A 14,330-nucleotide genomic window follows, 5' to 3' on the forward strand; every position below is an offset into this window, starting at 1 on the left:
CTACTCCTGCCGCCCGCCTTTCATCCAGGCGAGCAATCCTTCTGCAAGATGGTCATTCTGTGCGCCCAGCACAAGCGGAAGGAGACAGCCGGCAAGGCTGATTGTACGGCGAGGCGGCAATCGGTCCTGCTCTGGCTGAGCCAGATCGACCACCAGAACAACCTCAGATGGTATCGCGGCCGGACTGCGCAACAGGCCGATGCCGCGCGCCTCGATCAGCCCGCGAATCGCTGCCGAAGGGCAAAAAGCGATCAGCCTCACGCCCTCACGCCGTAAGCCGGTCTGATCATCTGAAATCAGCCCCGCGCCATAGGCCATAAGCTTCAGCGCGAGGGCCGATTTCCCCGACCCCGAAGGCCCGAGAATCAGCAGGGCTTTGCCGGCAATCGCAATGCAGCTGGCATGCAGGATCATGCTCTGTGCCATGCTCTCTACCGGATCCGTCACCGCCCGGCTCAGACCGGCAGACCGACAACGAAGCGCGCGCCAAGCGGGGGCGAAGCGGCATCGACGCCGGGCTGACGGATATTCTCGGCCCAGATTACCCCGCCATGCGCCTCGACGATCTGTTTTGAGATCGACAGGCCAAGGCCCGAATTATTTCCGAAATGGGTTTCCGGCCGGTCGGAATAGAAGCGCTTGAACACCTTGGTCAGGGCCTGTTCCGGAATGCCCGGCCCGGTATCCTCGACCACCACCAGCACACGGTTGTCGCGCTGGCGCGCCCAGACCCGCACCGCATCCCCTTCCTCGCAGAAAGAGATGGCATTGGTGATCAGATTGACGAAGACCTGCGCCAGACGCGCCTCAAGCCCGCGGATCACGATCCGGTCCGGCGGCAGATCCGAGATGAAATCGACGCCATCCTCTGCGGCCTGCTGGCCCAGATATTGCGACAGATTGCCAAGGGTGCGGACGAGGTCAAACTCCTCCTCCTCTTCTTTCACCAGCTCGGAATCGAGGCGCGAGGCATTGGAGATATCGCTGACCAGCCGGTCGAGCCGGCGCACATCATGCTCGATCACATCCAGCAGTTTCTCGCGGTGCTCTTCCTTACGGACGAAGCGCAGCGAACCGACCGCCGAGCGCAGGCTGGCGAGCGGGTTCTTGATCTCATGCGCCACATCGGCCGCGAACTGCTCATTGGCATCGATCCGGTCGTAAAGCGCCGAGACCATGCCCCGCATCGCCACCGACAGCCGGCCAATCTCATCGGGCCGCGCCGCCAGATCCGGGATCCGCACCCGCCCGGTCGAGACCTTGCCGCCATCGCGGTCACGCCCCACTTCGGCCGCTGCGGCCAGATCCGACAAAGGATTGGCAATGGTTGAGGCCAGCACCAGCGACAGACCGACCGAGGTCAGCAGGGCGACGAGGAAGACCTGCAGGATCTGCTCGCGCTCATAGCGCACCAGCGCGTCAATCTCGCCCGCAGCCGAGGTCAGGGCGATGGCGCCGATCATCGCATCGCCGCTGCGGATCGGGGTTGCCACCGAGAACAGCGTCCCGCCTTCGGCATCGGGGCCGGTGACCGAACGGGTCTGACCGGCGATCAGATCGGGCAGCATATCCCGCGCCAGGGTCTCTCCATCAAAGGCCTGTTCCGGCGGGCGGCTGAGCGAGAGCACAACCGCGACCCCATCCCAGACCGAGTTCAGGAAATCAGTGATCAGCGTCGGGCGCGGCTTGCCCGCCGCCGCACTGGCCGGGCCGGTACGGCTGGCCAGAAGATTGCCCTCGGTGTCAAAAACAAAGGCATCGACGCCCGGCGCAAGGCTGATCCGTTCCAGCACCGCAGCCGGTGCCTCTGGTTCGGCACCTGCACTGCGGCTGGTCTCAAAGATGCTGGCGATCAGCTCTGCCTCACGGATCAGCCCGGCCTCACGCGACAGCACAAGGGAATCGCGGAACGGGTTGAGAAACAGCACCCCGGCCACCAGCAGCACCAGGGCCATCAGGTTAAAAATGATGATCTTGCGGGCCAGCGGGCTGCGATTGAGCGAGACGAAACCGCCGCGGGTGCGGCGGTCGCGCTGCTCATCAGGAATGCTGTCCGGAGAATCCCAGTCCTCGCCCAGCAACACATCCCCGGCTTTGGGTTTGCGGCTGGCCTGCTCCGGATCAAGGCGCGGGGTTGCGCTCATTCTTCGTTATAGCGGTAGCCGATGCCATAGAGCGTCTCGATGGCGGTAAATTCCTCATCCACCGAGCGCATTTTCTTGCGCAGCCGCTTGATATGGCTGTCGATGGTGCGGTCATCGACATAGACCTGATCATCATAGGCCACATCCATCAGCTGATCGCGCGACTTCACAAAGCCCGGACGCTGGGCAAGCGCCTGCAGCAGCAAAAACTCGGTCACGGTCAGCGAGACATCGCGCCCCTTCCAGCTGACGGCATGGCGCAGCGGATCCATGCGCAGATTGCCGCGCTCAATCACCTTATTCTCTTCGGTAACCGGCGTATCCACCCCGGCGCCCGCCTCCTGGCGCCGCAGCAAAGTCCGGATCCTTTCGACCAGCAGGCGCTGGCTGAAGGGCTTTTTGACGTAATCATCGGCCCCCATACGCAGGCCGAGCACCTCGTCGATCTCATCATCCTTGGAGGTCAGGAAGATAATCGGCATCGAGGTCTTCTGGCGCAGGCGCTGCAACAGGTCCATCCCGTCCATACGCGGCATTTTTATATCCAGCACCGCCATATCCGGCATGCGCCGGCTGAAGGCATCAAGCGCCGACTGACCATCATTATAAGTTTCGACCTCAAAGCCCTCGGCCTCAAGCGTCATCGATACCGAAGTCAAAATATTGCGGTCGTCGTCGACTAAAGCAATTCGCGACATGACTGATCCTGCTCTGCTCAATAAATTTTGCGTCATTCTCTGCTGCCCAGGTCACGGAATCAATATAAATCCGAATCACTCCCTCCGCACTCGCCTCAAAGCGGAGCGGATTCGCCACAGGCATGTGATATCTGCCCCAGCCGGCGCCTCAGCGCAAAATGGTTGCGCTAACCTGAGCGTGATTGCGCTAACTACACGAAATCGCGCTATTTTCCTTTCCGGCGACCATGATATAGCCCGCCACATGGTCAACCAGGGTTGGCCTTTAGTGCTTTGCACCCATGGCCCGGGTGCAGCCTTACCCTCACGCCGCGCGGGAGGCCCGCGGCAAACGGAGCTTGCAGCAGATGACTATGAACGGACGTGTGAACCCTAAACGTACGTTGGAACACCAGGGCATCAAAGGTGCCGCCGCCGTTCACTATAACTATCTGGAGCCTGCACTTGTCGAAGCCGCGGTCAGCCGCGGCGAGGGCCATCTTGGCAAGGGCGGCGCTGTTCTCTGCAATACGGGGAAATTTACCGGCCGCTCGCCGAAGGACAAATTTGTCGTGCGCAGCGCTGCCACCGAAGACAGCATCTGGTGGGAAAACAACGCCCCGATGACGCCGGAGGCCTGGGCGCTGCTCAAAGCGGATATGCTGGCCCATATCGAAGGCCGTGAGCTTTTCGTCCAGGATCTTTACGCTGGCGCCGATGCGGCCCACCGCGTTGACGTGCGTATGGTCACCGAGCTGGCCTGGCATAACCTCTTCATCCGCCACCTGCTGCGCCGCCCCGAGCGCGCCGAGCTTGATGCGTTTGAGCCGGAATGGAGCATCATCAACCTGCCGTCGTTCAAAGCCGATCCGGCCCGCCACGGCTGCCGCAGCGACACGGTCATCGCGCTGAACTTTGAGGAAAAAACCGTTCTTATCGCCAATACCGCCTATGCGGGCGAGAATAAGAAATCGGTCTTTACCATCCTGAACTACCTGCTGCCTGCCAAGGGCGTGATGGCGATGCATTGCTCGGCCAACCATGCCATCGGCAATCCCGATGACACCGCGATCTTCTTCGGCCTGTCGGGCACTGGAAAAACCACGCTTTCGGCAGATCCCTCGCGCATCCTGATCGGCGATGATGAGCATGGCTGGTCGGATGAGGGCACCTTCAACTTTGAGGGTGGCTGCTACGCCAAGACCATCAATCTCTCGGCCGAGGCCGAGCCCGAGATCTATGCGACCACGCATCGCTTTGCGACCGTGATCGAAAACATGGTCTGGGACAAAGACACGTTTGAGCTGGATTACGAAGACAATTCGCTCACCGATAATATGCGTTGCGCCTATCCGCTGGATTACATCTCCAATGCTTCGGCAACCGGCCTTGGGGGCCAGCCGAAGAATGTGGTGATGCTGACCTGTGATGCTTTCGGCGTGCTGCCTCCCATCGCCCGCCTCACCCCGGCCCAGGCGATGTATCACTTCCTCTCGGGCTTCACCTCGAAAACCCCGGGCACCGAGCGCGGCGTGACCGAGCCGACCCCGACCTTCTCGACCTGCTTCGGCGCGCCCTTCATGCCGCGTCGTCCCGAGGTTTATGGCAAGCTGCTGCAAAAGAAGATCGCCGAAACCGGCGCCGAATGCTGGCTGGTCAATACCGGCTGGACCGGCGGCAAGCATGGCACCGGCAAGCGTATGCCGATCAAAGCCACAAGGGCTTTGCTGACGGCCGCGCTCGACGGCTCGCTGTCGAAGGCAAAATTCCGCAAGGATCCGAATTTTGGCTTTGAGGTTCCGGTTGAGGTGGCAGGCGTCGATGCAACTCTGCTGAACCCGCGCGAGACCTGGGCCGATCAGGCCGCCTATGACGCGCAGGCCAGGATCCTGGTCGATATGTTCTCGAAGAACTTTGCTCAGTATGTCGAGCATATCGACGAGGATGTGAAAGCCGCGGCAATCGGCTGAACTGTTCGATAAGTGAAAATCAAAAGCCCCGGATCCGTGCTGATCCGGGGCTTTTTGTTCGTTCTTTCCCTGAAACCGTCAGACGATGCCGGTCTGTCTGCGCAGCTCATCGCCAAAGATCAGCATGGTGGGGCCTTTGCGCGATGCCCCCGCCTTCAGGAAATCCGGCAGATCGGCAAGCGCGCTCACCCGTTCCACATGCCAGCCCGAGGCTTTGGCAATCGCCGCCAGATCGGGCGTATAGATATCGACGCCCAGCGGCGGGATATTCTTCGCCAGCATATAGCTTTTGATCTCGCCATAGCCCTTATTGTCATGCAGCAGCAGGATCACCGGCAGCTCAGCCTCGGTTGCCGAGGCCAGTTCCGAGAGCGAAAACTGCAGCCCGCCATCGCCTGAGATCGCCACCACCGGCCGGTCATCGGCCAGTTTCGCGCCAATCGCGGCCGGCAGACCATAGCCGAGCGTGCCATAGCCCGTGGCCGAATTGAACCAGCTGCCCGGCGTCGCGGCGGCAAAGCCCATATTGCCGGCATAGACCAGCTGGGTGCTGTCACCGACAAACCGCGCCTCAGGCAGGGTGTCGCGCGCCAGGTCGAGCAGGGCCAGATCCTGTCGATAGGCCAGAGGCAGCGGCCCGCGCGCCGCTTCCGCCCGGCCTGCCGCCGCCGCGCCTGCGCCACATGCACCGCCCAGCGGCAGCGCTTCGGCCAGCACCGCCTCCACAAAGGCACTGGCATCGCCGACGATCCGGCTGCCCCCAGCCTCACCCCGCACCATATGGCGCGGGTCCAGATCGACCTGCACCACCCGCTTCGGCAGCTCGAACCCGCCATCCTCATTCATATCGTAATCGGTCGGTCCGAATTCGGTGCCAAGCGCCAGAATACCATCGGCCCCCCGGATCAGCGCCCGCACTTCGGGCAGAGAGGGCGAACAGGCCACCGCCAGCGGATGGCCCGGCGGCAAGAGCCCGCGCGCATTGGTGGTCATCACCACCGGCGCATCCAGCCGTTCCGCCAGATCCTGCACCCGGGCGCCCTTCGCGCCGCCCCCGGCCAGAATGACCAGCGAACGGCAGGAGGCCAGGCGTTCCCCCGCCTCTTCCAGCGCGGTGCGTGAAGGGGCAGGACGATGGATCTTCGCCACCTCGCCTACCAGCAGATGCCCGGCCGGGGCCAGCATCACATTAATCGGCAGCTCAATATGCACCGGGCGCGGGCGCCCGCCCTCAAACACCGCGAAAGCCTCAGCAAGCACCGATTCCAGCTCTTCGGGCGCATTGACCGTGCGTGAAAAGGCCGAGACGCCGGAGACCAGGGCCTGCTGGTCCGGCAGCTCATGCAGCCAGCCGCGCCCCGACCCCATCCGGCCATGCGCATTCACCGTCGAGATCACCAGCATCGGCACGGAATCGCCGTAGGCCTGGCCCATAGCCGTGACGATATTGGTCATGCCAGGCCCGGAAATGATGAAACAGACCCCGGGTCTGCCGCTGGCACGGGCATAGCCATCGGCCATAAAACCGGCGCCCTGCTCATGGCGGGGGGTGATATGGCGGATCCCGGACCCGGCAAGGCCACGGTACAGCTCAACCGTATGTACGCCCGGGATGCCGAACACCACCTCCACCCCACGGGCGCGCAGGAGCCGCGTCAGATAGACGCCGGTGGAAATATCATCTGTAGTCACGTCTCACTCCTTCCCTGCCGCAAAGCGACAGCCGTTCTGACCAGCACCACCAGCACCACAATGGCAATCAGCACCACCGAGATTGCGGCAATCGCCGGATCGATATTATCGCGCAGCCCCATCCACATCATGCGCGGCAGCGTCACCGCATTCACCGAGGTGATAAAGAGCGTGACCCCGATCTCCTCCCAGGAGAGCACGAAAGTCAGGAAAAACGCGGTGATCAGGCCAAAGCGGATATTGGGCAGGATCACCCCGAAAATCCGGCGCCCCAGCCCCGCCCCCATCGAGCGGGCCGCAAGGTCAATACGGCGGTCAACCTGGCCCAAAGCCACGCTCAGCAGCACCACGGCAAAAGGCGCGACCATCACCACATGCGCCATCACGACGCCAAAGAACGTGTCATAGCCGACCACTCCATTCCATTGCCCAAGCGTGGTCAGGAAGAAATAGAGGGTCAGGGCCGAGACCACCGGCGGCGCCACCATCGGCATCAGCGCCAGCCCCATATAAAGCCCGGCAAAGCGCGGCCGCAGCATCCAGATCCCCAGCGCGAACAAAGCCGCAAGGCTGGTGGCGATCACGCTGGTCACAAGGCCAATCCTGACCGAAAGCCAGATCCCCTGGCCCCAGGCCGGGTTATCAAGCAGCGCCTGATAATGGCGCAAAGACCATGTGCCCCCCGGCAATGAGAGGTAGCGGTTCGGGGTAAAGCTGACCGGCACCACCGCAATCAGCGGCATCAGCAGGAACAAAGCGACGAAACCGGCCAGGATCGTGGCGAGCAGCGAGGGTTTGAGACGGATCATTGCGGGCCGCCTTTCGCATATTTCATCGTCAGCCCCATCAGCACCGCAATCGCCGCCATCAGAATGACCGAGATTGCCGCCGCAAGGCCCCAGTCCGGGCTCTGGAAGATGCGCAGCCAGATCAGTTCGGCCACCAGAACCGAACGCCCGCCGCCGAGGATGGCCGGGGTGACAAAGAAGCCAAGCGAAAACACAAAGACCAGAAGCGCCGCGCCAAAGATCCCGCCCCGGGTCATCGGCACGAAGAGCTGCCAGAAAATCCGGCTGCGCGAGGCGCCCATGCCGCGCGCAGCCAGCAAGACCCGCTCATCCACCGCCCGCATGGCCGAGGCCAGCGGGAAGACCGCGAAGGGAATCAGGAAATGCACCATGCCAACCACCACGCCGAATTCATTGCGCACCATGGTCAAAGGCTCGCTCAGCAGCCCCAGATCCTGACCAAGCGTATTGAGAATGCCGCGGTTTGACAGCATTGCCAGCCAGCCAAAGGCCCGGGTCAGCACCGAAATCCAGAAGGGGATCAGAATGCACAGCTCGACAATGAGCCGCATCACCGCCCCGCCCCGGATCCAGATCAGCGTGATGGCATAGGCCATAATCAGCGTGACCACCGTCACCAGGGCGCAGATCCGCAAGGTGCGCCAGAGCACGCCAAGGATCAAAGGATCACTGAGCGCGGTCTGATACTGGCCCAGCCCCGGCTCTGGCAGGGTGACGCTCCAGCGCATCACCCCAAGAAAGGGGATCAGATAGGCTGCCACCAGAAACAGCAGCAGCGGCGCCAGCAGGATCAGACGAGAGCGGGTCATATCGGCCCCCCAGAGGTGGTGCTTGGATCAGAAAACACCGCGCGGAACCTCAGTTGTCCCGCGCGGCCCTGCCCGGCTCAGGCCGAGATGATCTTCAGATATTCATCGAGGGTGGGGCCGTAATGTTCCTCATACCAGGCCATATCCAGCGGGATCTGCCCGGCGGCATTCTCGGCCGCGACCGGGTTAAACCGCGCATCCTCTGCCGGGATCAGCGCATCGGCTGCCGGATTGGCCGGCCCCTGGCCCAGCATATTGAACATGACAACCTGCTTTTCCGGGGCCTGAACCGAGGCGAGGAACTGCATCGCCGCCTCGGTCCCGCCGGGATTGCCCTTCAGCACACCAAGCGAACCGGGCGAGATCATGCCATCGGTCCAGATGAATTTCACATCGCCGCCGCTGTCTTCCTCGATCAGCCGGCCACGGGTCGACCAGATGATCGCCATCGAGGCCTCGCCCTCGAGCAGCAGGCTCTGGCTCTCGGAACCGCCGCCCCAGTAGCCGACCACATGCTCCTTGAACGCGGCCAGCTTCTTATGCGCGCGCGGGATATCCAGCGGGTAGAGCTGATCTCTGCCGACGCCATCGGCCAGCAGCAGCGCCTCCCAGACCCCGGTACCCCATTTGTAAAGCGCACGCTTGCCTGGAAAATTCTCGGTGTCGAAGAAGTCTTTCAGATTTTTCGGCGGGTTATCACCATATTTGGTGGAATCGTAAGCGATGACATATGAGAAGAAATACGAGGAAGAGGCATATTCCCAGCCAAAGCCCTCGCGGAATTTCGTTTTATCGACCACATTATAGTCGATTTTCTGCATGATATCGCGCTTGCCGAGCGCCTCGGCCGAGAAAGCATCGACATCGACCACATCCCAGGTCGGGCTGCCGCTTTCCACCTGGGCCTGGATCGCGCCCTCGGTCGGGCCCGAGCCATCCAGACGGACGGTAATGCCGGTCTCTTCCTGGAAAGGTTTGCCATAGGCCGCATCATAGGCGGTCATCGCATCGCCGCCCCAGTTCACCATCACCAGCTCTTTGGTCTGAGCATCGGCCCGGCCGGCAAGGCCGAGGGCAGAGCTGCCCAGCAGCATGGCAAGGCCGAGGTTGAAATCACGCCGTGAAATCCGGCCGGCTTTCGCCCTTGCCGCCAGGATTTCCAGCTGGTCTCGCTGAAACGCACCGTTCATTCTGTATCTCCCTGTCAGGATGTGAGCCGGTGGCCGCTCTGCTGGCGGTCCTTACCGGCGGGGTAATCAGAGCAGAAAACCGCGACCCGCCTCCCAGGAGGTCCAGAGCTCTGCGCCCGGGTTCAGGCCCTCGGGCAGGCTGGCCGTGGGCCGCTGCAACACCACCGGCACGCCGCCGGCCGTGGTCAGCGCCAGACGGGTGGTCGCGCCGAGATAGGTCAGATCGCTCAGCCGCAGCGGGATGGCATTACCCTCCGCCGGTTGCGCAAGGCTCAGCTCCATATATTCCGGCCGGATCGCCAGATTGCTGCCCTGGCCCGGCGGCAGGCGGAGGCTGCGGCCCTCAAAGCCTCCGGCCTCCAGCGGCAGAATATTGATATCGCCAAGAAATTCCGCAACGAAGCGATTGGCAGGCCGCTCATAGATCTCGCGCGGCGGAGCGATCTGCTGCAGCTGGCCGCGCTCAAAAATGGCAATACGCGACGACAGGGCCAGCGCCTCTTCCTGATCATGGGTCACGAAAACAAAGGTGGTGCCGGTATCCTGGTGGATACGCCGCATCTCTTCCTGCATCTGGCCGCGCAGATTCTTATCCAGCGCCGAGAATGGCTCATCAAGCAGCAGAACCGGCGGCGCATAGGCCAGCGCCCGCGCCAGAGCCACGCGCTGCTGCTGCCCGCCCGAGAGCGACGCGGGCTTTTTATGGCCATGTCCGCCCAGCCCGACCATTTCCACCATTTCCTTAACCCGGGCGGCAATATCTTTAGCCGACCGCCCCTGAACCTTCAGCGGAAAGGCGATGTTTTCCTCGACCGTCAGATGCGGGAACAGCGCATAGCCCTGGAAAACCATGCCAAAACCGCGCGCCTCGGGCGGGGTTTCGGTAATATCGCGGCCATTCAGCGTCAGCCGGCCCGCACTGGCCGGCTCAAAACCCGAAAGCACCATCAGGAAGGTTGTCTTGCCCGAGCCGGAAGGGCCAAGCAGGGTCAGAAACTCTCCCCGACCGATGGTCAGCGTGATATCCTTCAGCGCGGTAAACCGCCCGAAGCTTTTGCCGATACCGCTTGCGCCAATCTCTGCTGCCTCAGTCAATGCGCTGCCCTTGTCGCTATGCGAAATCCGCTGTTCGGTCCTGCTCACCCGGCCCTGCGTGCTGACCGGGGTATTTTTCTGCGGTTCAGACCAGCCTCGCCGCTAGCCGGATCCGGTGATCTGAGCCAGCCTGGAATGGCTGGCCTGCGAAAACAATAGAAAGTTTTTCGCGGCTTCAGGAAATGAAATTTGTCTTTGTCAGAGACGCCGATCAGTAAAGGCATCTTTACCGATCAGAGACTCCATCAGCCATTCCCTGAAAGCCGCCACCGCCGGATTGCCGGTTTTTTCGGGCGGGATCACCATGAAATAGGAGCGCGCCGAGCGCACCGAAAGATCAAAGGGCCGCACCAGCTGGCCGCTCTGCATGGCATCCTGGCAGATAAATTCATCGCCCATCGCCACGCCCTGCCCGCCCAGCGCCGCCGAATAGACCAGATTCATATCGGAAAAACGAATGCCCTGCTGCGCCATCGGCTCGGGCAGACCGGCAAGGCGGAACCAGGTCTCCCAGTCCTCATAATCGCCCAGATGCAGCAGACTGGCACTCAGCACCGTCGCCGGATCCCCCTTCAGCTCAAAGCGGTTCAGATAGGCCGGGCTGCAAAGCGGCGTAAAATCAACATGCTGCAGCAGTTCAACCTCCATCCCCGGCAGATTACCAAGGCCAAAGGTAATGAAAATATCGACATCCGGATTGGACACATCATCCAGCCGCCGCGGGGTCAGCACCGAAAGTGCAATATCCGGGCAGGCCTCGGTAAATCCCGCCACCTTGCCGCAGAGCCAGCTTGAGGCAAAGCCCGGAGGACAGCTGACCGTCAGCGCACCGCTTAACCCACGTGAGGCATTGCGCATCGCCGAGCCCGAGATCATCGATAAAGCCCGGCGGATATCCAGCGCATAGGCCAGGCCCTGGGGCGTCAGCTCCACCCTGGTGCCGATCCGGTTCATCAGCCGGAACCCCAGATCGCGTTCGAGCAGCCGCAGCTGATGGCTGACCGCGCTGCGTGTCAGGTTCAGCTCATCCGCCGCCTGCCAGACCGTGCCATGCCGGGCAAAGCTCTCCAGCGCACGCAGGGCCTGGGTCGAGGGGATACGCGCCATGGTTGAGATCCTGTTTTATCCCGCCACATCCGCGAGGTGAATTTCGTTTCACGTTCGCGCGAAAAGCTTTCACTATCTGAACCCGCCGCACCACTGTTAGCCATAGAAAAAGCACCAATCCAGCGCATCAGCCCGATGGATTGCGCAAATTCTGACAGACAGGCGCCCCGATGACCGCAGCCCCCCTTCCCGCCCTCACCGCAGCTCAGCAAACCGCTCTTGCCGCCCTCGCCGCCAGGGCGGGCGAACATTCGGACTGGTGCGCCACGATTTTCGGTTTCGGCGAGACCGCCTGGCGCGAATATCGCTCGGCCGCCTGGTATGTGGAACGGTTGCGCTCCGAGGGCTTCACGGTGGAGGAAGGCTCGGGCGGCATGCCCACTGCCTTCTGCGCCACCTGGTCAAATGGCGAGGGGCCGGTGATCGGCATGTATGCCGAATATGATGCGGTGCCGGGCAATTGCCAGGCCGCCTCGACCCGTCGCGAGCCGCGTGCGGGCCTGGGCTTCCAGGCCGGCGGCCATACTGATCCACATTCGGGCCTTGGCATTGCCGGCCTCGCCGCTCTGCTGGCCACCAAAGCGGCAATGGAGCAACACGGCATCAGAGGCGGGCTGCGCTTTACCGGCGAGCCGGCCGAAAAGGTGCGTGGCTCCAAGCCGATCCATGCCGCGAAAGGCTATTATGACGGGCTGACAGCCATGCTGTCCTTCCACCCGTTCTACATGCTGCCAATGTGCAATACCGTGCGGCTCGACACCCATTGTGGTGCCGCCTATGCGATGATCTACCGCTTCATATGCGACGCGCCCGAGGCCTGGGGCGCGGGCATGATGGCCTCAGACGGCGCGCCGATCCCGCAATCGCATTCGGCGGTGCGCGCGCCTGGCGCGGGCGAGGCGCTGATCCAGATGTTCAATGCCTCAAAGGCTTTGCGCGAATCGATGCTGCCGCATCAGGGCGGCTGGTCAATCTCTGAGGCGGTGCTGACCGCAGGCCAGGCCACCGCCGATAACCTGCCCGCGGGCCTCGCCGAGATCCAGTATATGATCCGGGTGCCGACCCTCGCCATGGCCGAGGCGGTGACCTCGGTGCTGGACCGCAATGCCCGCCATATTGCTGAGATGACCGGCTGCCGGGCCGAGCGGCACTGGGTCTGCAAATCGCGTCCCGGCCTTGCCAATCACGCCATTGCCGGGGCGGTCTGGCAGGCGATGCAGCAGGCGGGCGCGCCGCAATGGGGCGAGCCCGCCCGCGAGATCGCCCGCGACATCCAGCGCGAACTGGGCCTTGCGCCAATGGAGCGCCCCTTCATCGCCGAGATGGAGCGGTTGCAGGATCCGCGCGAGGCCGAGCGCATCCTGCGCCAGGACCTGCCGCCCTCGCAGCTGAATTCCACCTCGGATGACTATACCGATATGAGCTGGCAGGTGCCGACCGCGCGCTTTTATATCGCCCGCCCGGCGCTGCAGGCCCCCGAAGGCTATAGCTACCCGGCCTGGGTGATGAATGCGCTTGGCGGCATCCCCACGACCATCGACCCGATGGTCGCCAAAGCCGCTGAAGTCCTCAGCCTCTCGGCCCTGCGCATCCTGACCGATGCCGGTCTGCGCGCAGAGATGCAGGCCGAATTTGACGCCCGCACCGGCGGCGGCATCGGCGGCAGCGCCTGGATCCCGCCGCTCTGCGACTACCCGGCACCGGTTAATTTCCGTTGGCCCGAATATGTCACCACGCCGCGCGGGCGCGACTGGTGGATCCCCTCATCCATGCCCGGCGCCTGACCGGCAGCTCAAGGAGAAAGACGATGAACGTACAGACCCGTAATGAGCCGTTTTCGCTGCAGCGCCGCAAGGCGGGGGGCGGCACCGCGCCGCTGAGCCACTGGGGGTTTCAGAATGAAACCGATGCGCTGACAGATGTGCTGCTCGGCGATCCGGCCTATCTGCGCCATATGGCGACCTCCTCGCTGTCGCGCAAACATCTGCGCGAGAATCCCTGCAATATCCAGATCGCCCAGGCCCAGCATAAAGAGCTGAAAGCGGCCTATGAGAGCTTTGGCGTAACCGTCCATACCGTGCCGCCCGAGCCGGAACTGGCGATGCAGGTCTATACCCGTGACAGCTCGGTCATGACCCCCTACGGCGCGGTGATCACCGCGATGAGCCAGCCCTGGCGGCGCGGCGAGAATTACGCGGCGATCCGCCATTATGAAAGCCTCGGCATCCCGGTCTATGACATGGTGACCGCCGGCACGTTTGAGGGCGGCGATTTCAATGTGATCGAGGAGGGCGTGCTGCTCATCGGTTGCGGCGGCGCGCGCTCGAATGAGGAAGGCTCGCGCCAGGTCGCCTCCTGGTTTGAGCAGGAGGGCTGGGAGGTCCGCCTCGCCTTTATCGACGAATATTATGTGCATATCGATCTGATGGTGGTGCCGGTTGCACCGAAACTGACCGCGGTCTGTCTCGCCTGCACCGAGCCGGGCATCGTCAGCTGGCTGAAAAACAAAGGCCATGAGATCATCGATGTGCCCTTCGAGGACACGATGGCGCTTGGCTGCAATTTCATGTCGCTCGGCGGTGACCGCATCATCGCCCCGACCAGCTCGCAGAAACTGATCGGCCAGCTGAAGGCACGCGGCTTTGACGTGGCCGAGGTCGAAACCGCCGAGATTTCCAAAACCGGCGGCGGCATTCACTGTATGGCTCAGGCCCTGCGCCGCGCGCCCTGAGACCGGCATGAGGGGGGCGCGGCCCCCCTGCCCCCCCGGGATATTTTCAGACAGATGAAGGGCAGCAGAGCCGCGCGCTTTTCATCTGTCCTTAAATATCCCCGCC

12 protein-coding genes are annotated in these 14,330 nt (G+C 62.7%); 3 read left to right on the forward strand and 9 right to left on the reverse strand.

Annotated elements, in window-relative coordinates; genetic code table 11:
* Genes H0485_RS13355 through H0485_RS13365 form a run of 3 tightly spaced genes read right to left on the reverse strand, consistent with a single transcriptional unit; the run spans nucleotide 1 to nucleotide 2,842 of the window.
* Nucleotides 1-426: an HPr kinase/phosphorylase gene (locus tag H0485_RS13355; RefSeq protein WP_255613612.1), complete on the reverse strand. Its 426-nt coding sequence runs from the start codon at nucleotides 424-426 to the stop codon at nucleotides 1-3.
* 29 nt (nucleotides 427-455) lie between these two features.
* Entirely contained in the window at nucleotides 456-2,144 is a 1,689-nt protein-coding gene (locus tag H0485_RS13360) for a sensor histidine kinase (RefSeq protein WP_226936345.1), read from the reverse strand.
* Nucleotides 2,141-2,842, reverse strand: coding sequence for a response regulator transcription factor (locus H0485_RS13365; RefSeq protein ID WP_226936346.1), 702 nt, complete (start codon nucleotides 2,840-2,842; stop codon nucleotides 2,141-2,143). Before H0485_RS13365 ends, H0485_RS13360 begins: the two co-directional genes overlap by 4 nt.
* 353 nt (nucleotides 2,843-3,195) lie before the next feature.
* On the opposite strand from H0485_RS13365, the gene H0485_RS13370 reads away from it, so the two are divergent.
* Nucleotides 3,196-4,791 carry a phosphoenolpyruvate carboxykinase gene (locus H0485_RS13370; RefSeq protein ID WP_226936347.1) on the forward strand — a complete coding sequence of 532 codons (1,596 nt, stop codon included), beginning with the start codon at nucleotides 3,196-3,198 and terminating at the stop codon, nucleotides 4,789-4,791.
* A gap of 78 nt (nucleotides 4,792-4,869) precedes the next feature.
* Here the strand turns inward: H0485_RS13370 and H0485_RS13375 are convergent, their stop codons facing one another.
* From H0485_RS13375 to H0485_RS13400, 6 genes are all read right to left on the reverse strand, one after another.
* Complete coding sequence (locus H0485_RS13375; protein WP_226936349.1) at nucleotides 4,870-6,483, reverse strand: 5-guanidino-2-oxopentanoate decarboxylase; 1,614 nt, start codon at nucleotides 6,481-6,483, stop codon at nucleotides 4,870-4,872.
* Nucleotides 6,480-7,292 carry an ABC transporter permease gene (locus tag H0485_RS13380; RefSeq protein ID WP_226936352.1) on the reverse strand — a complete coding sequence of 271 codons (813 nt, stop codon included), beginning with the start codon at nucleotides 7,290-7,292 and terminating at the stop codon, nucleotides 6,480-6,482. The genes H0485_RS13375 and H0485_RS13380 overlap by 4 nt, the downstream gene beginning before the upstream one ends.
* Nucleotides 7,289-8,101 carry an ABC transporter permease gene (locus H0485_RS13385; RefSeq protein WP_226936353.1) on the reverse strand — a complete coding sequence of 271 codons (813 nt, stop codon included), beginning with the start codon at nucleotides 8,099-8,101 and terminating at the stop codon, nucleotides 7,289-7,291. The genes H0485_RS13380 and H0485_RS13385 overlap by 4 nt, the downstream gene beginning before the upstream one ends.
* A gap of 77 nt (nucleotides 8,102-8,178) precedes the next feature.
* Nucleotides 8,179-9,291 carry an ABC transporter substrate-binding protein gene (locus H0485_RS13390; protein WP_226936355.1) on the reverse strand — a complete coding sequence of 371 codons (1,113 nt, stop codon included), beginning with the start codon at nucleotides 9,289-9,291 and terminating at the stop codon, nucleotides 8,179-8,181.
* Between the two features lie 66 nt (nucleotides 9,292-9,357).
* Nucleotides 9,358-10,434 carry an ABC transporter ATP-binding protein gene (locus H0485_RS13395; RefSeq protein ID WP_226936357.1) on the reverse strand — a complete coding sequence of 359 codons (1,077 nt, stop codon included), beginning with the start codon at nucleotides 10,432-10,434 and terminating at the stop codon, nucleotides 9,358-9,360.
* A 150-nt stretch (nucleotides 10,435-10,584) separates the two neighbouring features.
* Nucleotides 10,585-11,493, reverse strand: a complete 909-nt coding sequence (locus H0485_RS13400) for a LysR substrate-binding domain-containing protein (protein ID WP_226936359.1) — start codon at nucleotides 11,491-11,493, stop codon at nucleotides 10,585-10,587.
* A 170-nt stretch (nucleotides 11,494-11,663) separates the two neighbouring features.
* Here H0485_RS13400 and H0485_RS13405 point away from each other — a divergent pair, with 170 nt between their 5' ends.
* Nucleotides 11,664-13,277: a zinc-binding metallopeptidase family protein gene (locus tag H0485_RS13405; RefSeq protein WP_226936361.1), complete on the forward strand. Its 1,614-nt coding sequence runs from the start codon at nucleotides 11,664-11,666 to the stop codon at nucleotides 13,275-13,277.
* Between the two features lie 23 nt (nucleotides 13,278-13,300).
* Complete coding sequence (locus tag H0485_RS13410) at nucleotides 13,301-14,224, forward strand: dimethylarginine dimethylaminohydrolase family protein (protein ID WP_226936363.1); 924 nt, start codon at nucleotides 13,301-13,303, stop codon at nucleotides 14,222-14,224.
* Nucleotides 14,225-14,330 lie beyond the last annotated feature (106 nt).

The sequence above is a fragment of the Pseudogemmobacter faecipullorum genome (genome assembly GCF_020539525.1).
In the GTDB taxonomy this organism is placed as follows: Bacteria; Pseudomonadota; Alphaproteobacteria; order Rhodobacterales; family Rhodobacteraceae; genus Pseudogemmobacter; species Pseudogemmobacter faecipullorum.